This is a genomic window from Moraxella sp., assembly GCF_030525845.1.
Lineage (GTDB): Bacteria > Pseudomonadota > Gammaproteobacteria > Pseudomonadales > Moraxellaceae > Moraxella.
In genome coordinates, this window is the sequence record NZ_JAUNDY010000011.1 from 34517 (window position 1) to 54083 (window position 19567).

The 19567-nt window shown below is 43.8% G+C and carries 21 protein-coding genes and 2 riboswitches; of the genes, 13 read left to right on the forward strand and 8 right to left on the reverse strand.

Annotation, left to right across the window (positions count from 1 at the left end):
* Window positions 1-20 precede the first annotated feature (20 nt).
* Genes thiI through ppk1 form a run of 3 tightly spaced genes read right to left on the reverse strand, consistent with a single transcriptional unit; the run spans window position 21 to window position 4174 of the window.
* The gene (gene thiI, locus Q4B79_RS05715; protein ID WP_303085468.1) at window positions 21-1457 is read right to left on the reverse strand and encodes a tRNA uracil 4-sulfurtransferase ThiI; all 1437 of its coding nucleotides are present in this window, start codon (window positions 1455-1457) and stop codon (window positions 21-23) included.
* Between the two features lie 57 nt (window positions 1458-1514).
* Complete coding sequence (locus Q4B79_RS05720; RefSeq protein ID WP_303085469.1) at window positions 1515-1976, reverse strand: YchJ family protein; 462 nt, start codon at window positions 1974-1976, stop codon at window positions 1515-1517.
* Entirely contained in the window at window positions 1973-4174 is a 2202-nt protein-coding gene (gene ppk1 / locus Q4B79_RS05725) for a polyphosphate kinase 1 (RefSeq protein WP_303085470.1), read from the reverse strand. Before ppk1 ends, Q4B79_RS05720 begins: the two co-directional genes overlap by 4 nt.
* Window positions 4175-4492: 318 nt before the next feature.
* On the opposite strand from ppk1, the gene rplM reads away from it, so the two are divergent.
* The 8 genes from rplM to metG all read left to right on the forward strand — a co-directional run bounded on the left by rplM (window position 4493) and on the right by metG (window position 11789).
* Window positions 4493-4924 (forward strand): 50S ribosomal protein L13, encoded by a 432-nt coding sequence (gene rplM / locus Q4B79_RS05730; RefSeq protein ID WP_303085471.1) that lies wholly within the window; start codon window positions 4493-4495, stop codon window positions 4922-4924.
* A gap of 10 nt (window positions 4925-4934) precedes the next feature.
* Window positions 4935-5321 (forward strand): 30S ribosomal protein S9, encoded by a 387-nt coding sequence (gene rpsI, locus Q4B79_RS05735; RefSeq protein WP_303085472.1) that lies wholly within the window; start codon window positions 4935-4937, stop codon window positions 5319-5321.
* Window positions 5322-5771: 450 nt separating this feature from the next.
* Complete coding sequence (petA, locus tag Q4B79_RS05740) at window positions 5772-6356, forward strand: ubiquinol-cytochrome c reductase iron-sulfur subunit (protein ID WP_303085473.1); 585 nt, start codon at window positions 5772-5774, stop codon at window positions 6354-6356.
* Window positions 6357-6378: 22 nt separating this feature from the next.
* The gene (locus Q4B79_RS05745) at window positions 6379-7596 is read left to right on the forward strand and encodes a cytochrome bc complex cytochrome b subunit (RefSeq protein WP_303085487.1); all 1218 of its coding nucleotides are present in this window, start codon (window positions 6379-6381) and stop codon (window positions 7594-7596) included.
* A gap of 56 nt (window positions 7597-7652) precedes the next feature.
* A complete protein-coding gene (locus Q4B79_RS05750; RefSeq protein ID WP_303085488.1) occupies window positions 7653-8315 on the forward strand; it encodes a cytochrome c1 in 663 nt (220 codons plus the stop codon).
* Window positions 8316-8431: 116 nt separating this feature from the next.
* A complete protein-coding gene (locus Q4B79_RS05755; RefSeq protein WP_303085474.1) occupies window positions 8432-9067 on the forward strand; it encodes a glutathione S-transferase N-terminal domain-containing protein in 636 nt (211 codons plus the stop codon).
* Window positions 9068-9195: 128 nt separating this feature from the next.
* On the forward strand, window positions 9196-9603 hold the full coding sequence (locus Q4B79_RS05760) for a ClpXP protease specificity-enhancing factor (protein WP_303085475.1): 408 nt from the start codon (window positions 9196-9198) through the stop codon (window positions 9601-9603).
* Between the two features lie 131 nt (window positions 9604-9734).
* Window positions 9735-11789 carry a methionine--tRNA ligase gene (metG, locus tag Q4B79_RS05765; RefSeq protein ID WP_303085476.1) on the forward strand — a complete coding sequence of 685 codons (2055 nt, stop codon included), beginning with the start codon at window positions 9735-9737 and terminating at the stop codon, window positions 11787-11789.
* Between the two features lie 165 nt (window positions 11790-11954).
* Here the strand turns inward: metG and rplI are convergent, their stop codons facing one another.
* From rplI to Q4B79_RS05790, 5 genes are all read right to left on the reverse strand, one after another.
* Window positions 11955-12434 carry a 50S ribosomal protein L9 gene (gene rplI / locus Q4B79_RS05770; RefSeq protein WP_303085477.1) on the reverse strand — a complete coding sequence of 160 codons (480 nt, stop codon included), beginning with the start codon at window positions 12432-12434 and terminating at the stop codon, window positions 11955-11957.
* Window positions 12435-12450: 16 nt separating this feature from the next.
* Window positions 12451-12678, reverse strand: a complete 228-nt coding sequence (gene rpsR / locus Q4B79_RS05775; protein WP_003657491.1) for a 30S ribosomal protein S18 — start codon at window positions 12676-12678, stop codon at window positions 12451-12453.
* Between the two features lie 18 nt (window positions 12679-12696).
* Window positions 12697-13098 (reverse strand): 30S ribosomal protein S6, encoded by a 402-nt coding sequence (gene rpsF / locus Q4B79_RS05780; RefSeq protein ID WP_303085478.1) that lies wholly within the window; start codon window positions 13096-13098, stop codon window positions 12697-12699.
* 134 nt (window positions 13099-13232) lie between these two features.
* Window positions 13233-13736 (reverse strand): hypothetical protein, encoded by a 504-nt coding sequence (locus Q4B79_RS05785; protein ID WP_303085479.1) that lies wholly within the window; start codon window positions 13734-13736, stop codon window positions 13233-13235.
* A 75-nt stretch (window positions 13737-13811) separates the two neighbouring features.
* Entirely contained in the window at window positions 13812-14132 is a 321-nt protein-coding gene (locus Q4B79_RS05790) for a YcgL domain-containing protein (RefSeq protein WP_303085480.1), read from the reverse strand.
* 105 nt (window positions 14133-14237) lie between these two features.
* A riboswitch (glycine riboswitch) is annotated at window positions 14238-14369 on the forward strand.
* Window positions 14370-14385: 16 nt separating this feature from the next.
* Window positions 14386-14481, forward strand: a riboswitch (glycine riboswitch).
* A 115-nt stretch (window positions 14482-14596) separates the two neighbouring features.
* On the opposite strand from Q4B79_RS05790, the gene gcvT reads away from it, so the two are divergent.
* The 5 genes from gcvT to gcvP all read left to right on the forward strand — a co-directional run.
* Window positions 14597-15697 carry a glycine cleavage system aminomethyltransferase GcvT gene (gene gcvT / locus Q4B79_RS05795; protein WP_303085481.1) on the forward strand — a complete coding sequence of 367 codons (1101 nt, stop codon included), beginning with the start codon at window positions 14597-14599 and terminating at the stop codon, window positions 15695-15697.
* A 74-nt stretch (window positions 15698-15771) separates the two neighbouring features.
* Entirely contained in the window at window positions 15772-16287 is a 516-nt protein-coding gene (locus tag Q4B79_RS05800; protein WP_303085482.1) for a hypothetical protein, read from the forward strand.
* A 30-nt stretch (window positions 16288-16317) separates the two neighbouring features.
* Window positions 16318-16698 carry a glycine cleavage system protein GcvH gene (gene gcvH, locus Q4B79_RS05805; protein WP_303085483.1) on the forward strand — a complete coding sequence of 127 codons (381 nt, stop codon included), beginning with the start codon at window positions 16318-16320 and terminating at the stop codon, window positions 16696-16698.
* Between the two features lie 204 nt (window positions 16699-16902).
* A complete protein-coding gene (locus Q4B79_RS05810) occupies window positions 16903-17577 on the forward strand; it encodes a hypothetical protein (RefSeq protein WP_303085484.1) in 675 nt (224 codons plus the stop codon).
* 48 nt (window positions 17578-17625) lie between these two features.
* Window positions 17626-19567 (forward strand): aminomethyl-transferring glycine dehydrogenase (gcvP, locus tag Q4B79_RS05815; RefSeq protein WP_303085485.1); only part of this gene is annotated, 1942 nt, incomplete at its 3' end.

The window sequence follows — 19567 nt, forward strand, 5'->3', positions numbered from 1 at the left end:
GGTTTTGAGTGCTACCATATCTACCTTTTAAAAATTTTCACATTGTCAAAGCCTTTATCTTTGAGATAAACGGCTTGTAAACCGCTCATCACGCCTTTTTTGCAGTAAAGTAGGTAGGTTTTGGCTTTGTCTAGTTTGTCAAATTCGCTACCTAGTTTATAAAAAGGCACATGAATGTGGGCGATGTCAAGTGGGTCGTTGTCCACCTCGTCTAGCGAGCGAATGTCAATTACCACATCATCATCACCCACCACACCGACCGTCTCAATGGCGTGCGTGTCGGTGGCTTGATGTTTGATGTCTCTGATGTCAATGGTGGTGGCGGTGTCAATGGCGTGTTGTAGCACCTCAAAATTAAACGCACTTTCGGTGGCGATGAGTTTGTGCTCCACTGCTTTGACGGTGGGCGATTTTGAAATCACCCCACAAAACTCAGGCATGGATTTGGCGATGTCTGCCGTGCCAATGCGTTCGGCGGTGGCAATAATATCGGCTTTGTCCTTAGCGATAAGTGGGCGTAGCACGAGCACATCGCTGGCTTTGTCTATCATCGCAAGGTTGGTTAAAGTTTGGCTGGCAACTTGTCCTAAGGCTTCGCCTGTAACAATTGCTTCAATGCGGTTTTTTTGAGCGATGACACTCGCCACTCGCATCATCATGCGTTTTAGGACGACACCCATTTGACCGTCATCGATGTTTGTTAAAATTTCAGCGACCACAGGCTCAAAATCCACCGTCGTAAAACGCACTTTGTGTGAACTACTGTACCGCTCCCAAAGCTGATATGCCATTTGCTTGGTGCCAATTTCGTGCGTTTTACCTCCCATGTTAAAAAACAAATAATGCACACGGCTACCTCGTCTGATGAACTCATGGCTTGCCACGCCTGAATCAAATCCGCCCGAGATAAGCGATAGTACATCCTCTTGGGTACTCATCGGAAAACCGCCCATGCCCTCATGGCGAGCCTTAACAAAGAGCATTTTGTCATTTTCGATTTCGATTTTGACGGTGATGTCGGGGTTTTTGAGCTGAACTTTGGCAGTCTCAACCGCTTGGTTAAGTCCACCCCCAACATACTGAGCCACTTCCATAGAGCTAAATGGGTGTATGCCACGGCGTTTGACACGCACACAAAAAGTCTTGCCTGCGATGTCGTCTTTGACTTTGGGTAGGGTTTGGGTAAAAATGTCGTGCAAATCGGTAAAGGGCGACTCCTCCACTTCCAAAATATGATGAATGCCTGAGGTGCATTGCAATTTGTCAATCATCGCCTTATTGTACTCGCTGTTTTTGTGGCGAATTTCAATATAATCCCAAGATTGCACAACCACCGTCGAGGGGTCAACGGCTTTTAAAATTTGGCGTAAATTACCTGCCAATACTTTGATAAAACGACGACGCACGGTGTCGCTTTTCATCATGATTTCGGGGTGGACTTTGATGATGTATTTCATAATAAATAAGTAAAATAAAAAGGGTATATTATACACCCTTTTTGATACAAAACCCACCTAAGCCAAAAACCGCCCACAGCACGCCTTAAATTTTTCATGACTACCGCACAGACAAGGCTGTTTGCCTGTTAAATTGACAGGTAAAGTAGGGTCTAAAAAATACCAGCGTTCGCCCACTTTGACAAAGGCGGAACGTTCGTCATGGATGCCTTGTTGTCCGTCATTGTCAAAATACGCTTTAAAATGCACTTGGGCGTGGCGTTTGCCGACTTTATTGTGGCTGATGACCGTCAAATGTGTCCAGTTCATCGTATCCGCCCACGCCTGCAAAGCGGATTTATCCAGTAAATCCTGCTGAACAGGGACGGTGGTGGCGATGATATAATCCACCTTTTTAAGATAAAAAGAGGCAAAGCGAGACCGCATCAACTGCTCGGCACTCTCTGGTAAAGCGGTCATGGCGTGCAAAGGCTCACAACATTCCCCATAATCACGCTGTGAGCCACACGGACAACTCATCGCACCTCCCCACAGATTTTATCAAGCAATATCGCCTGTGCGTCATGAATGGTCTTGCCTTGCGTTGCTTGGTGCCATTCGCCACGACCGTCTAGCTCCCACGCTTGTACGTTGTCGCTTAGGTAGTTGATGAGTCCGTCCTCATAGATTTGGGCGAATAATGCCTTATCCAAAATCGGATACGCCACTTCCACACGGTGTAGTAGGTTTCTGTCCATGAGGTCAGCACTAGAACAGTAGAGTTTTTCATCGCCGTCATTATAAAAATAATAGACCCGAGTATGCTCCAAAAACCGCCCCACGATAGAGCGTACTTTGATGTTTTCGGATAGGCCTTTGACCTGCGGACGCAAACAACAAATGGAGCGGACAATCAAATCAATCTCTACCCCTGCTTGGCTGGCTTCGTAGAGTTTGTTGATGATACCACGCTCGGTAACGGCATTGCATTTTAGGATGATGCGTGCTTTTTTGCCTGCTTGGGCGTGGCGGATTTCTTGGTCAATGAGTGCGACCAAGCCGTCATGGAGCGTAAAAGGAGCGTGCATGATTTGCCGAGACGGAAGTGGTCTGCCCATGCCTGTGAGTTGACCGAACACGCCTGCCACGTCCGCACACATCTCCTCATGAGCGGTAAACAGCCCGTAGTCGGTATAGGCTTTGGCGTTGCCAGCGTGGTAGTTGCCCGTCCCCAGATGAGCATAACGGCGGATTTTGCCGTTTTCACGGCGGACGATGAGCATGAGTTTGGCGTGGGTTTTGTAGCCGACCACCCCATAAACCACGATTGCCCCCGCATCTTGGAGCATGTTAGCAACGGCGATGTTGCTCTCCTCGTCAAATCTGGCACGAAGTTCAATGACGGCGGTCACTTCTTTGCCGTTTCTGGCGGCTTGGGCGAGCGCTTTGACGATGTCGGAGTTTACCCCTGAGCGGTAAATGGTTTGTTTGATGGCAAGGACATCAGGGTCAGTCCCTGCTTGCCAAAGCATATTAACCACAGGATTAAAGGCAGAAAATGGGTGATGAACGAGTACGTCTGAGCGACCAATCACATCAAACATGCTTTCTTTACCCAAAAATACTTTGGGGGTGGCGTGGTTAAAGGGGGTAAATTTAAGCTCAGGTTTGTCAAAACTCGTCAACATACGAGTGAGGTTGACAGGACCATTGACACGGTAAAGCTGACTTTCATTTAACCCGAATTCTTTTAACAACAGCTCATACAGCTCTTTGGGGCAATTGGTGGTAACTTCTAGGCGAACCTTGTCGCCAAAACGGCGGTTGCCAAGCTCGCCCTCCAACGCTTTGGCGATGTCGTCCACGTCATCAGATAAGTCAAGGTCGGCGTTACGAGTGAGGCGAAACTGATGACAGCCTTTGACTTTCATGCCCAAAAACAGCTCGCCCACATGCTCATGAATCACCGCAGAGAGCATGATGTGGTGTTCTTTGCCGTCTGTCAGTTCATCAGGCAGACGTATCACACGAGGCAGAGAGCGTGGGGCAGGGACAATGGCAAGCGACAAATCTCGCCCAAACGCGTCTTTGCCTTCTAGGCTGACGATGAAGTTTAGGGATTTGTTAACAAGGCGTGGAAAAGGGTGAGCAGGGTCAATGCTAATGGGGGTCAGCACGGGCATGACTTGCTCAAAAAAGTAGGTTTTCATCCATGCTTTTTGGGCTGGGGTCAGCTCATGGCGTTTAAGATAGCGAATGTCATGCGTGGCAAGCTCGGGTAAAATGTGGTCATTTAAAATGCGATACTGCTCCTCAACCGCACGGTGAGCCACTTGGCTGATTTCATCAAGCAGTTCAGACGGTTTGCGTCCGTCCAGACTGCTGGACACATCGCCATTTTTCATTTTTTGAATCAGTCCTGCCACCCGAATTTCAAAAAACTCATCCATGTTTGATGAAAAAATCGTCAAAAAGAACATGCGTTCAAGCAAAGGATATCGAGGGTTGGTTGCCTGAGCCAGTACCCGAAGTTGAAAGCGGAGCGTGGATAGGTCACGGTTGATGTAGCATTTTGATGTAAACGCTTTCATCTCATCAACCACCTGACCGATACAATGCAAATCAGTCGGTGCGGGCACTTGCCCTAGCACGCTTTGCATGGCTTGATTTTCGATGCTTATCGCATTTTTGCCATCATCTTGTGAAAATTGAGAGTTAGAAATACGGCCATCACTCATTATACATACTCCTTAAATGAATCAAACTCCCCCTATCTTACCATTTCTTGCTGTTATTTTGCAAAAATTCGTTAAATTCTAAAATATCTCACACCAAAAACTAAGATGCTTTTATTGCAAGACCATGACCGACTAAAATTTACCCTCAAAGTTATCACAACCAATTCCCAAAAATACTTGCCATTTGCCAAAATTTTAGCTATAATGACCGCTGTTTTTGAGAGCCCTTCGTTTCCCCAACTCATAACACAAATAAAATCAATGCCTTACGGTATTTTTTTATTTGTAAACTCTCAAACGTAACTAAATAGGTTTTATATGACTACTACTATTAGCGCCAAACCCGCTGACGTTGTACATGACTGGTATGTCGTGGACGCTGAAGGTAAAACACTGGGTCGCCTAGCAAGCGAAATCGCATCTCGTTTGCGTGGTAAACACAAGCCATCTTACACTCCTCACGTTGATACTGGCGATTACATCATCGTTATCAACGCCGATAAAGTGGCTGTTACCGGCAAAAAAGCCCAAGACAAAAAATACTATCGCCACACTGGTTATCCAGGTGGTATCAAAGAAACTAACTTTACCAAGCTTTTGGCTCACAAACCAGAAGACGTGCTATACAAAGCCGTTAAAGGCATGCTACCAAAAGGTCCTCTTGGCTATGCCATGATTAAGAAGTTGAAGTTATATGCAGGTACTGAACACCCACATACCGCCCAACAACCAAAAGTGCTAGACATCTAAGGAGATACACATGGAAAAGAATTACGGAACAGGTCGTCGTAAGACTTCTACCGCTCGTGTCTTCCTATCAAAAGGCACTGGCAACATCGTCATCAACGGCAAAAGCCTAGACGAATACTTTGGTCGTGAAACTTCTCGCATGGTGGTACGTCAGCCCCTAGAACTACTAGAATCTGCTGACAAGTACGACCTTTACATTACCGTAACTGGTGGTGGTGCAAGCGGTCAAGCGGGTGCAATCCGTCATGGTATTACTCGTGCCTTGATTGAGTCTGACGAAACCCTAAAACCTGCACTAAAAGCAGCTGGTTTTGTTACTCGTGATGCTCGTGAAGTTGAACGTAAAAAATTGGGTCTACGCAAAGCACGTCGTCGTCCACAATTCTCAAAACGTTAATTTTACGTCTTGCAAAAAACTCTCGTTTATTCGGGAGTTTTTTTATGCACATAATTATGCATGGCAATTGATTTTTATTTGGACAAACCACAACTGTCATTATTGGATTTATTATTGAGAAATATTCTTAAAAAAAATTAATTTTAACACCAAAAATCCGACATGATTGACCGCACAAATTTACAAAAAAATAACAAATAAATCTGATAAATTTAGTTTGGTTTGCATAAATTTTATACAATTTTCAACTTTTTTTGTAAATTCACGATAATTTTTAAGGATTTTTTTACAACTTTGCAAAAGAACAATTTATTTTATTACAAAAATAGCTTAAAATAGTCATGTTAGAAAAATAGGCACAGCAAATGTGGTCTTTATGATGAAACTGTTTTGTTATAGCCACACACCCAGTATGGGATAAGCCCCCATCATTTTCTGGAGGAAGTTTTAATGAGCCATGCCGAAGGCGTGAATATTAAACGCCGTAGAGTCCTGATTGCGTCCACCGCTGCTGTTGGTGCAGTTGGCGTCGGTGCGATAGCCACCCCATTTGTACGTTCTTGGTACCCAAGTGCTAAGGCAGAAGCTGCTGGTGCAGCTGTTGTTCAAGACATCAGCAGTATCGAAAATGGACAAATGATCACCCTAAAATATCGTGGTAAGCCCATCTTTGTGGTGAAACGCACCGAAGAGATGATTGCAAATTTAAGCAAAGTTACCCCAAAACTTGCCGACCCAGAATCTAATGGGTCTGTCCAGCCTGAAAACTGCAAAAATGAAACTCGTTCCATCAAACCAGAAATTTTGGTGGTTGAGGGCGTTTGCACGCATTTAGGCTGTGCCCCAATGTTTCGTCCTGAGATAGGTGCGGCAGATTTAGGTGGTGCAGACTGGATGGGTGGTTTCTTCTGTCCTTGCCACGGTTCGATGTATGATTTGTCAGGTCGTGTTTATAGTAGCATGCCTGCACCTTTGAACCTACCTGTACCTATCTACAAGATTGAAGATACTATCTTGACTGTTGGGGAGGCATAATATGAGTATTGCTAAAAAATTCATGAGTTGGGTAGATGCTCGCTTTCCTGCGACAGAAACCTACGAATACCACATGTCAAAGTACTATGCACCAAAGAATTTCAACTTTTGGTATTTCTTTGGCGTACTGTCTATGGTGGTGCTTGTCAACCAGCTTGTTACAGGCATTTGGCTAACCATGATGTTCAACCCTAGTGCTGAGGGTGCGTTTGCTTCCTTAGAATACATCATGCGTGATGTCAAAGGAGGCTGGCTCATTCGCTACATGCACTCTACTGGTGCATCGGCATTCTTTGTGGTGGTCTACCTACACATGTTCCGTGGTCTCATGTATGGCTCATACAAGAAGCCTCGTGAGCTTGTTTGGATCATCGGTATGGCAATTTACCTATGCCTCATGGCAGAGGGTTTCTTTGGCTATCTACTTCCTTGGGGTAACATGTCATTTTGGGGTGCTCAGGTTATTTTGAACCTGCCTGCCGCCATTCCATTTATTGGCGATGGACTTGCTGAATGGGTAAAAGGTGACTACATCATCTCAGGCATTACTCTAAACCGTTTCTTTGCCCTGCACGTTGTTGCCATTCCTTTGGTGCTTGTAGGCTTAGTATTCATGCACTTAGTTGCCTTGCATCATGTCGGCTCCAACAACCCTGACGGCATTGAAATTAAAAAACTCAAAGACAAAAACGGCGTACCACTAGACGGCGTACCTTTCCACCCCTACTATACTGTGCATGACATGGTTGGTATCGTGGTGTTCTTTATCTGCTTCTTTGCAGTGGTATTCTTTGTACCAGAAGGTGGTGGTTACTTCCTAGAAAAACCAAACTTTGAAGTTGCTAATGCTCTAAAAACCCCTGCACACATTGCTCCTGTTTGGTACTACATGCCGTTTTATGCCATGCTTCGTGCAACACCATCGATGTTTGGCTCTGCCTTACCTGGCGTCATTGTGATGGGTGGTGCGATTGCAATCTTGTTTGTTCTACCTTGGCTTGACCGCTCACCTGTGAAGTCCATTCGCTATAAAGGCACACTTTCAAAAATCGCTTTGGTTATTTTTGTTATCAGCTTCCTAACCTTGGGTTATTTGGGTGGTATCGCCTCATCAACCACAGCAACTTTCGTGGCTCGTATCTGCACCATCTTATACTTCTTGTACTTTATCCTAATGCCATTTTATACATCTATGGAAACGTGCAAGCAGCCACCAGAACGTGTTACAGGAGGTCATTAATGAAAGCTTTTAACCTAAACACACTTGTCGCTGGTCTATTATTTGTTGGCGGTGTGATGACAAGCTCCTTAGCACTGGCCGCTGGCGGTCATGGCTGTGGCGAATACACAGAAGCTGACGGCACTAAGGTTACCCTAGAATGTAGCAAAGCTCCTATTGATGTTACCAATAAAGGTTCGCTACAACGTGGTGCTCAGACTTTTATGAACTACTGCGTAGGTTGCCATACCGCTCAGTATGTGCGTCATTCACGTATCGCCAAAGATTTGGATATCCCACCAGAGCTTATGGAAAAGTACCTCATGGTAACTACCACTCAAATCGGCGACCATGTTACTGCTGAGATTGATGCAGATACGCAAGCAACATGGTTTGGTGCAGCACCACCAGATCTGTCGCTAGAAACTCGTCTGCGTGGCGATGACTGGGTATATACCTACCTATTGTCATTCTACGAAGACCCAAGCCGTCCGTGGGGTTCTAACAACCTAGTGCTTGCCAACGCTGCCATGCCACACGTTTTGCATAATATGCAACAGGAACTTGGTAAAGAAGAGTATGAAGCTCGTATTGGCGACCTTGTAAATTTCATGGCATGGATGGCAGAACCAGTACGCCACGAACGCAAAGTTTATGGTGCGTTTGTACTGTTATTTTTGCTTGTTTTACTCATTCCAGTTTATCTTCTTAATAAAGAATTCTGGAAAGATGTCAAATAACATCGCAAGCCCCAAAGCCGATTATCAACCGATGGTCGGCTTTGTTGTTTTATCGTGATTAATACAGACAAACCGCCAAAATTTTGCTACACTAACGATTTATCTGATGTATTGCTATGCCACCCACCCTACTTCCAAGCCAATTCCTACTCTACGGCGATGATGGTTATGACAGTCATGTGGTGCGGTTTTTGCTAGAAGAAAAGACTCTTGATTACCGCTTTATTTATCTGCCCGATGACCGCCCTGAATATCTTGCCGAATTAAATCCCTACGCCACTCTTCCTATTTTAGTGGGAAGAGACGTTACTTTGTATGAATTGACGGTTATTTTTGAGTACTTAGAGGAGCGATATGGAGCAAATAAACTTCTGCCCACCATGCCCGATGAGAGAGCCAAAACACGCCAATTGGCATGGCGACTTCATCAAGACTGGCTTTCGCTGGGGCGAGTTTTAATGACACACCCTGACAGCATGGATCAGACACAGGCACAGCACGCCAAAAAAACCCTAACTGACTTATTTATCACTCTCTCGCCGCTGTTTGCCAAGCACGAATATTTCATGCAAGACACCTTTGGGTGGTGTGATGTGCTGATATTACCCCTACTTCATCGTCTGCCACAGCTTGACATTCATCTCCCTCCCAAGCCATGTCAGTCACTTCTAAATTATCATGCCAGATTATCCCTGCGACCGAGCTTTCAAAAAACGCTCATCAAACCACCCATTTATCAAGATGAACCCTAAGCGACCAAACGCCCATAAAACAGCAATCTCATCGCAAGCCATAAACTTTATCGTGATAAAAGCCGATACAAATATTTGCATAAATATAGTAAAATAAGTCGCTACAACACATCAAAAAGGATAAACCCATGTTGCCTCCAAAACGCCCTTACCTTATCCGAGCCATGCACGAATGGCTAAGTGATAATGACTTCACACCATACCTGATGGTAGATGCAACCCACCCCCAGTTGCTCGCCCCTACCGAGTACGCCAATGATGGCAAATTAGTCCTCGCCATCTCCTATCAAGCCACTCACAACCTTACCATCGCCAACGACGGTCTATCCTTTAAGGGGCGTTTCGGCGGAGTTTCAAAAGATATTTGGGTACCCATACAAGCCGTCATTGGTATTTATGCCAAAGAAGAACCCAGCGAAGGTTGCTTCTTTGATCCTCATGAATATGATGGTTATGAATTTGATGACACCAAAAATGACGACAGTGATGATGACGATGAGCCACCCAAAAAAGGCGGTCATTTAAAATTTGTATAACCTCATGGGGCGTGTTCACTCCCTTGATGATGACATGCCTCAATTTAGCGTTTCTCTCCCCTGCTTTATCGTGGTGTTATGAGTGATTTTAGGCTATAATAGCAAGTATTTATACTCATTAAGGTAATACCATGACAGCCAAACGCCAAATTCTCGTAACCAACGCCCTACCCTATGCCAACGGCTCAATCCACATGGGACATCTACTTGGCTATATCCAAGCCGACATCTGGGTGCGTGCCATGCGGTCGGCGGGTCATGATGTGATTTATGTCTGTGCTGATGACGCACACGGCACAGCGATCATGCTACGAGCCGAAGCGAACGGCATTAGTCCCGAAGAGCAAATCAAAAAAGTCCAAGCCGAACATGAGCGTGATTTTGCTGGCTTTAATGTTGCCTTTGACCACTATGACAGCACACATTCGGACACCAACCGTAAGCGTAGCGAAGAGATTTACCTTGCCAACTTCAATGCAGGCAACATCAGCATTCGCCCTGTCAGTCAGCTTTTTGACCCCCAAAAACAAATGTTCCTATCTGACCGTTTTGTCAAAGGTACTTGCCCAAAATGCAAAGCAGACAACCAATATGGCGACGCTTGCGAAAAATGTGGCACAACCTACAACGCCACCGAGCTACTAAACCCCTATTCCACCCTAAGCGGGGCAACGCCTATCCTCAAAGAGTCCGACCATTATTTTTTCAATTTGCCAAACTTCGCTGAATTTTTGCAAACATGGACACGAGACCAAGGACGACTACCCGTCTCTATCGCCAACAAATTGGACGAATGGTTTGAGGCTGGTCTGTCTAATTGGGACATTAGCCGTGATAAGCCTTATTTTGGTTTTAAAATCCCCAATACCGAAGACAAATATTTTTATGTATGGGTAGATGCCCCGATTGGCTATATGGCAAGTTTTGAAAATTATATCAAAGCCCACCGCCCTGAGATTTGCTTTGATAATTATTGGAAAAAAGATTCTGATAAAGAAGTGTATCATTTTATTGGCAAAGACATTGTCTATTTCCACGCCCTATTTTGGCCCGCCATGCTTCACGGGGCAAATTATCGCACGCCCACCTCATTATTTGTCAATGGCTTTTTGACCGTCAATGGCGAAAAAATGAGTAAATCTCGTGGCACATTCATCAAAGCCGAAACTTATTTAAAACATTTAAATCCTGAATATTTGCGTTATTATTTTGCCTCCAAACTGTCCGACAAAGTAGAAGATTCAGATTTAAATCTTGATGATTTTGTCTTAAAAGTCAATTCGGATTTGGTGGGCAAAGTAGTGAATATCGCCAGTCGCTGTGCCAAATTTATCAACACCCAATTTGACAATAAACTTTCTGACACTTGTGTAGAGAGTGAGTTGGTCAATAGCTTTATTGCCAAAGGCGATGACATCATCAAACATTATGAAAACCGTGAATTTGGCACCGCCATTCGTGAAATCATGGCTTTGGCGGACATTGCCAACCAATACATCGATGAGAAAAAACCGTGGGCATTGGCAAAAGAAAATCCCAACAGCAAAGAAGTCCAAGACATTTGTTCGGTGGGATTAAACCTATTTCATAAAATCATGGTTTATCTAGCACCTGTATTACCGACTTTGGCAAAACAATCCCAAGCATTTTTGAATGTGGCGAATTTTGATTTTAATGCTCGTTTTGATGTTTTGACGCATTCCATTCATGAATTTACCCCACTTATGCAACGGGTTGACCCCAAAAAGGTACAGGCAATGGTTGATGATTCCAAAGAAGATTTGCAAACTGCCGAAAAAACCGATAAAAAATCCAGCAAAAAAGAGAGCAAGACTGTGGAAAATACCAATTCAACCGACAACTTCATCGGTATTGATGATTTTGCCAAAGTCCAAATGAAAGTTGCCAAAGTCCTAGAATGCAGTAAAGTAGAAGGTGCGGATAAACTTTTACAATTCACCCTTGATGTTGGTGAAGACAAAACCCGTAATGTATTTAGCGGTATTGCCAAGTTTTATTCGCCCGAAGAGCTACAAGGCAAAACCGTAATTTGTGTAACCAACCTTGCTCCTCGTAAGATGAAATTTGGCATTAGCGAGGGCATGATTTTATCTGCCGAAAAAGACGGGCAATTAACCGTCGTGCTACTGCCTGATAGCATGGTGGCAGGGGCGACTTTGGCTTAATGTTTTTGCATACCAAATCCGCTTAAAGCAGTTTTGACAGTAAGTGCTTTAAGCGGATTATTTACCCCAAAGAAATTATAACGAAAGTCCAGCCCCACAAACATCAAACACAAAAAAACCCTTGATTTACTCATCAAGGGTTTTTCTGATAAAGATTATCGAGAATTATTCATCATCTTCATCAGCTTTAACTTCGCCATCTTCCGACAAAATGGTAACAACAATGTCAGCAGTGATGTCGTGGTGTAGCTGAATGGTAACTTTGTACTCACCCACTTGACGAAGTGTGCCTTCTGGCAATTTAACTTCGGCACGGTCTACTGGCAAGCCAGAAGCGGTCAAAGCGTCAGCAATATCACGAGTACCGATAGAACCAAACAGTTTACCTTCATCGCCAGCTTTGGCACGCATGATAACATTCACATCAGTCAATGCCTCAGCACGAGCTTTGGCATCTGCCAATTCTTTGGCTTCGATGGCTTCAAGTTCAGCACGGCGAGCTTCAAACTTAGCAATGTTTGCTTCGTTGGCTGGTAGTGCTTTACCTTGTGGAATTAGGTAGTTACGACCGTAACCTGCTTTTACATCAACGACTTCGCCAAGTTTACCAAGATTAACGACACGCTGTAATAGAATAACTTGCATGATTTTTCTCCGTTAATTACTTGTGGTTGTCGGTATATGGCAATAGAGCCAAATAACGAGCTTGTTTGATGGCAACAGCCAACTGACGTTGATATTTGGTGGAAGTACCAGTGATACGGCTAGGGGTAATTTTGCCATTTTCGCTGATGTATTGCTTCAAGAGCTCTACATCTTTATAATCGATATGGGTAATGCCCTCTGCGGTAAAACGACAGAATTTACGACGACGATAAAAACGTGCCATGAGTTATCTCCTTAAATATTATTCGCTTTCGGTAGCGACATTTTCGCTTTCAGTGCTACGAATGTCGTTACGACGGTTGGCTTTACGAGTGCGTTTATCTTCGGCTTCTTTTGCCAAAGGAGATTGCTCAGTAATCGCACTTTCACGGCGGATAATCAAGCTACGAATAATCGCATCATTGTATTTGAACAACTCTTCTAGTTGTGCCAAAGTTGCATCATTACACTCAATGTTTAGTAGAACATAGTGTGCTTTGTGAACTTTGTTGATTGGGTAAGCCAATTGACGGCGACCCCAGTCTTCTAGGCGATGGTTAGTACCACCATTATCTTCTACGATAGTGCGGTATTTGGTTACCATGTCGGCAACTTGGTTACTTTGGTCTGGATGTACCAGCAGTACCACTTCATAATGTCTCATAAGGACTCCCTACGGATTAAAACAGCCATCAGGTCATGACAGCAAGGAGATTGAAAATTGACGAACTTTTAATTTCAGTCATTTAACAAAGCTCGGCATTATACACGAAAAATTCAAGAAAGAAAAGCCTATTTTTAGTTTTGTGGGTTTTCTTGGGCTTGTTCAAGGAGCTTTTTTTCTTCTTTTAGGCGTGCTTTTTCTTTGGCTTTAATGATATTAATCTCAATCACGCCACGTAGCACCTGCCAGATGGCACCCACCATAAGCAAAACAGCAAACACCATCAAAATCGGCAAAAACATACCCACTGCCGTCGCCATGTCGCCCATCAACACGCTGTGAGCCACGCCAGCGATGGCTGGGGCGATTTGCCCTGAACCTGTCAGCGTATCCCCTGGCGTCAAAAGTACTGCTACCGCCAACGCCCACAGCATACCACCCAACGGACGAGGCAACACTCTTACCACAAAAATAAGCAACACCAATACCAACACAGACGCACCAACATACGCCAAAAATGGCAAATCATTATCTGGCACATCTTTGACAAAGTTTGACCACCAAATCACAAGTTCAGCAACGTACTCACTGATGGTTTCAAGTGGCAAGCTCTTTATAAGGTCTTTTAACCAATCCATAATCATCAATCACAAAAATAATCGCCCATTCTAGCACAATTTTGCAAAAACTTCACATGTTTGCCAAGTTTTCAATCAATCATATTTTTTATCTTGACTGTCTTTTGCTCGGTTTAGGGCTTGGGCAAGTAGCACGTCGCTGGGCGGAGCTTGGACATAGTAGCCTTGTTCGGCAAGGCGGGCTTTGACGGTGTTAATGTCCGCTTGGGCGAGTTTGTCTCGGGCGGACAAATCTAGGTGCATGACGAACTGGCTCATGCCTAGTTTAGCACGCATTTCGCTGGGTAGCACCCCAAGCCAATCTTTGAGTTCGTTTGTGTCGTCAGGGTAGTGGGGGCGGGCGATGTAGACGTACCAATCGGGGCTTTTGGGGAATTTATAGACATCACAATGCATGGTTTACTCAGCTTAACTTTTAAAAAACTTAACTTAGCGAATTATTTTACAAAATCATAAAAATTTTGCTTGTAAATTGTAGCATTTTTTTTCATAATAGGGGTGTTTAAATTTTCAGGAGAGACTGATTTGTGGGTGGATTTTATCCTGTCATATGATTGATAAATCCCATGACATCAGCACCGAAGGCGTAAATCACTCCCATAATCGCTCAGGTAAAAGGACTGAAAATTAAGATAAATCAATGATTTATCAAAACAAATCTGGAGAGAACGACATGCGTTCACCGAAGGGAAAAAAATGACAGTAAGTCATTGAAAATCTCAGGTAACAGGACAGATGGGTGCTTAACATGGTTAAATTTGACTTTGTTGATGGGCGTGTACAACACCCCTACACGGTTATTTAAATTTAACAAAATAATTTTAATTTATTGTTTTATAAGCACTTTTTAAGGATAAATCATGTCTACTTTGCAACGCACCCCCCTATTTGACGCCCACACCGCTCACAATGGCAAACTTGTGGATTTTGGTGGTTGGGAATTGCCTGTCAATTATGGCTCACAAATCGCCGAACACGAAGCCGTCCGCACAGACGCAGGTATGTTTGATGTCTCACATATGCTTGTTACCGATGTGACAGGCGACAACGCCAAAGCCTTTTTTCAAAAACTGCTCGCCAACGATGTTGCCAAACTTGGTTTTGTCGGCAAAGCCTTGTATTCTGGTATGCTAAACGAACAAGGTGGCGTGATTGATGATTTGATTGTTTATCGTACCAGCGAGGATGAAAAAACCTACCGTATCGTCTCAAACGGAGCAACCCGTGAAAAAGACACGGCTCATTTTGCCAAAGTGGGAGCAGAATTTGGCGTAACCCTTACCCCCCGTTATGAGCTTGCAATGCTTGCCGTCCAAGGTCCAAAAGCGGTTGAAAAAATGCTGACCGTCAAGCCTGAATGGGCGGAAAAAGTAAACGCCCTAAAACCCTTTGTAGGCGTGGACTTAGGCAATGATTGGTTTGTCGCTCGTACAGGCTACACAGGCGAGGACGGCGTGGAAGTGGTAATGCCAGCAGGAGAAGCGGTGGCGTTCTTTAACGACTTAGCCAAAGCAGGCGTCCAACCTTGCGGTCTTGGGGCAAGAGATACCCTAAGAATGGAAGCGGGTATGAACCTATATGGCAACGATATGACGGACGATGTCAGCCCGCTTGAAGCAGGTATGGGCTGGACGGTGGATTTAAAAAACGATGCCCGTGAGTTTATTGGCAAATCGGCACTTATGGCGTTAAAGTCGGCAGGTGTTAAAGCCAAACAAGTCGGACTGCTTTTGGAAGAAAAAGGCGTAATGCGTGCGGGAATGGAAGTGGTTACCGACAGTGGCAATGGCATTACCACAAGTGGTGTATTTAGCCCAAGTCTAAATCAATCCATCGCCATTGCTCGTGTCCCTGCTGATTTTAATGGCGATACAGCAAAAGTGATTATGCGTGGCAAGGAAGTGGAAGTGCGAGTGCTAAAATTGCCATTTGTTAGAAATGGTAAAAAGCAGTTTGATTGATAGACAACACCCAAAAGTTTTGCTTGTCGCAAATACTTTTGGGTGGCTTTTCCAAAACAAATAACTGCTTTTAGATGAATAATTTAAATTTAACAATCATTCATTTATTGCATAATATGCGAATTTCGCAATCGGCAATTTTATCTGATGATTTTGTAGAAAGTTTAAATTTGAATATAGACAATCCAAGTTTTTCTGAGAAATTGGAAAGTTTGAATTATTTAGGAGATAGTGGATATATTCAAATTAACAAAGATGAATATATTGGATTAACGTCAAAAGGCGGTGAATTTTGGGAAAGTGAATTTTTGATTGATTGGAATTTGTATTTTGAATACGGTAGCCAATTTATCAATGATAAAGAATTGACTTTCTTTTATGCAACAAACAAAGAAACCGTACAATTAGCGATTGATAATAGCAATGTTTTATTTAATGATTGTGGAATTAAAATAGCTGAAAATTGGCAACCGATTTATTGGAAAGAGCCTTTTAATGGTTTTTATATTGAAAAAGAATTGGATAGCGAACTTTTGCCTTATTTTGATGAAGTTTTACCAAAATATTGCAAAGATTATCCATTAGAATAATCTTTAACCCCAACCCTAACGGAGTTTTTTATGAGTAACATTCCCAGCGAATTGAAATATGTAGCCAGCCACGAATGGTTACGCCTTGAAGCAGACGGCACGATTACCGTTGGCATTACCGACCACGCCCAAGATTTGCTTGGCGATGTGGTATTTGTGGAATTGCCAGAAGTGGGTCGTGTTGTAGAAAAAGACGAAGAAGTGGCTGTTGTTGAGTCTGTCAAAGCAGCAAGCGATGTCTATGCCCCAATCGCAGGCGAAATCGTTGAAATCAATGAAGAATTTGTGGACAATCCAGAATGGGTTAATGAAGACCCTTATGGCAAAGCATGGTTCTTTAAAGTCAAGCCCGCCAACCCTGCCGATTATGACAGCCTAATGAGTGCAGACGAATACGAAAGCAGTCTGTAATAAAAAATGGCGTAAGTTCAATTTGGGCTTACGCTATTGGTTTTATGGCAAGGTGCGTATTACGCACCGTTTTGGAATGATTGTTAAAATTGGTGCATGGTATGTACCTTGCCCCAAACTTGATTTAAATTTAATTTAAAATAGCATTTTTAAAAATAGTATTTTCAATTAAATTTAACCCAACCTTAAATTAAGGAATAATTTATGTCATTCTCAAAATTTACAAAAACCGTCTGCTTAATCTCAATGACTGCAATGATATTACAAGGCTGTGTATCAGGCGCGGTTTATTCAATGACTACCAATAAAGAACTTAAAACCTTAAATGACAATATTAGATATATTGTTAATCCTGTTGTGAATGGTCAAAGAAATTCTGATGAACTTATTATTTTGGGCGATAATTATAGTTACAGGATTTGGGGGCAAGATACCGAAGATTTGGAATGGCTTGCAAAAACACTAAATCCAAAATTTATCAAGGCAAGCCCCATTCAATTAACTGCCCAAAAACAATTAACAACCGTATCATTTCACTTTGAATATGATACACAAGGGCGAAACTTTAATCACGATGAAGCCATTTTATTGGATAAATATTGCACCAATATCAATAATAACAGTGCAAAAAGTTGCATAATGCGATTTAACAGCCAAATGCACGATAAATACACACCAAAACAAACCCTAACCCCATTACAAGGCAATTATCCAATCTCAATTACCGTTAGGGGTAATCACACTTTCACAAGAGCCTTATTGATGCCATTAGCGATTGCAACTGATATTGTAACTTCACCCATTCAACTTTTAAGTGGTGGTGCATACATAGGAGGATTTTTGTGGGCTTGTACTAGCAATCCAAATTGTGTAAATTAACTTAAAATCCCCTTTTATTTTTAAATCTCAACCCTAAAAGGATAACTTATGTCATTTAACACCTTTTCCGATTTATTTTACGAAAATGCCTTTGTTCATCGTCATCTGGGCAATAGCACCGATGAAGAACAAGCCCTACTGACTGCGGTGGGGGCAAAAACTTTGGACGAATTTGTGGACTCTGTCGTGCCACAGTCGGTGCGTTTAAACAAAGCCCTTGATTTGCCTCCTGCGATGAGTGAGCATAACGCCCTTGCCAAACTTCGTCAAATGGCGGACAACATCACCGTTGCCAAAAGCTACATCGGTCAAGGCTACTCCCCTGCCCGTCTGCCTGCCGTGATTCAAAGAAATGTGCTAGAAAACCCCGGCTGGTACACCGCCTACACCCCTTATCAAGCCGAGATTGCCCAAGGGCGTTTGGAAGCCTTGCTAAATTTCCAACAAGTGTGCATTGACTTGACAGGAATGGACTTGGCAGGTGCGTCATTGCTTGACGAAGCCACGGCAGCCGCCGAAGCAATGGCAATGGCACAGCGGTGCAGTAAATCTAAATCCAATGCCTTTTTTGTGGACAGCCGTACCTACCCACAAACCCTTGATGTGATTCACACTCGTGCCAAATATTTTGGCTTTGAGGTCGTGGTGGGCGACTTTGAGACCGCCAAAACTGGCGAGTTCTTTGGGGCGTTTTTCCAATATGTTGGCAAAGACGGCGATGTCGTGGATTTGACCAATGTCATCAGTGCCGTCAAAGCCAAAGGGGCTTATGCCATTGTTGCAAGCGACATTATGAGCCTTGTGCTATTAAAATCCCCTGCCGAAATGGGAGCGGACATTGCCTTAGGTAGCACTCAGCGTTTTGGCATTCCGATGGGCTTTGGGGGTCCACACGCTGCCTATTTTGCCTTTAAAGACAAAGACAAACGCTCCGCCCCTGGACGCATCATCGGTGTCAGTAAAGACGCACAAGGTGGCACGGCTCTAAGAATGGCTCTGCAAACCCGTGAACAGCACATTCGCCGTGAAAAGGCAAATTCTAACATTTGTACTTCACAAGTCCTGCTTGCCAACCTTGCTGGTATGTACGCCGTCTATCACGGGGCGACAGGGCTAAAACGCATTGCCAGTCGTATTCACGCTTTGGCGGTGGCGTTTTATAATGCCATCAAAGGTGAGTTTACGCCTGTTAGTGATGTGTTTTTTGACACGGTAACGGTCAAAACCGACAAGGCAAGCGAGCTTGTCAAACTTGCAAAATCAAAAGGGTATAATCTGTTCCACAAAGGCGACTTGGTCGGTGTATCGTTCCACGAATTGACCGATGAGAAAGAATTTAATGAGCTGTGTGAAATTTTTGGCGTAACTGGCAATCTTGACAAAGTAGAAAATGTGCTTGGCGGATTAAACCGTACGGACGACATTTTGACGCACCCCACCTTTAACAGTTACCACACCGAACATCAGATGTTACGCTACTTAAAATCTTTGGAAGACAAAGATTTGGCGATGAACCGCTCAATGATTTCGCTTGGCTCTTGTACGATGAAGCTAAACGCCACCAGCGAGATGTTGCCGATTACTTGGAATGAGTTTGCAAATGTACACCCATTTGCCCCAAGTGAAGACACCAAAGGCTACATTGAAATGATAGCCAGCCTACAAGAGCAGTTAAAGGCAATCACAGGCTTTGATGAAATCAGTATGCAACCAAACTCTGGGGCAAGCGGTGAATATGCAGGACTTCTTGCCATTCGCCGTTATCACGAAGCAAACGGCAACAATGACCGCACGGTCTGCCTAATCCCTCGTTCGGCTCACGGCACCAACCCTGCCACCGCCCAGATGATGGGAATGCAAGTGGTGGTGGTTGCCACAGACGAAAACGGCAATGTGGACATTGACGATTTAAAAGCCAAGTGCGAACAGCACTCGGATAAACTTGGGGCGTTGATGATTACTTATCCGTCCACGCACGGGGTGTTTGAAG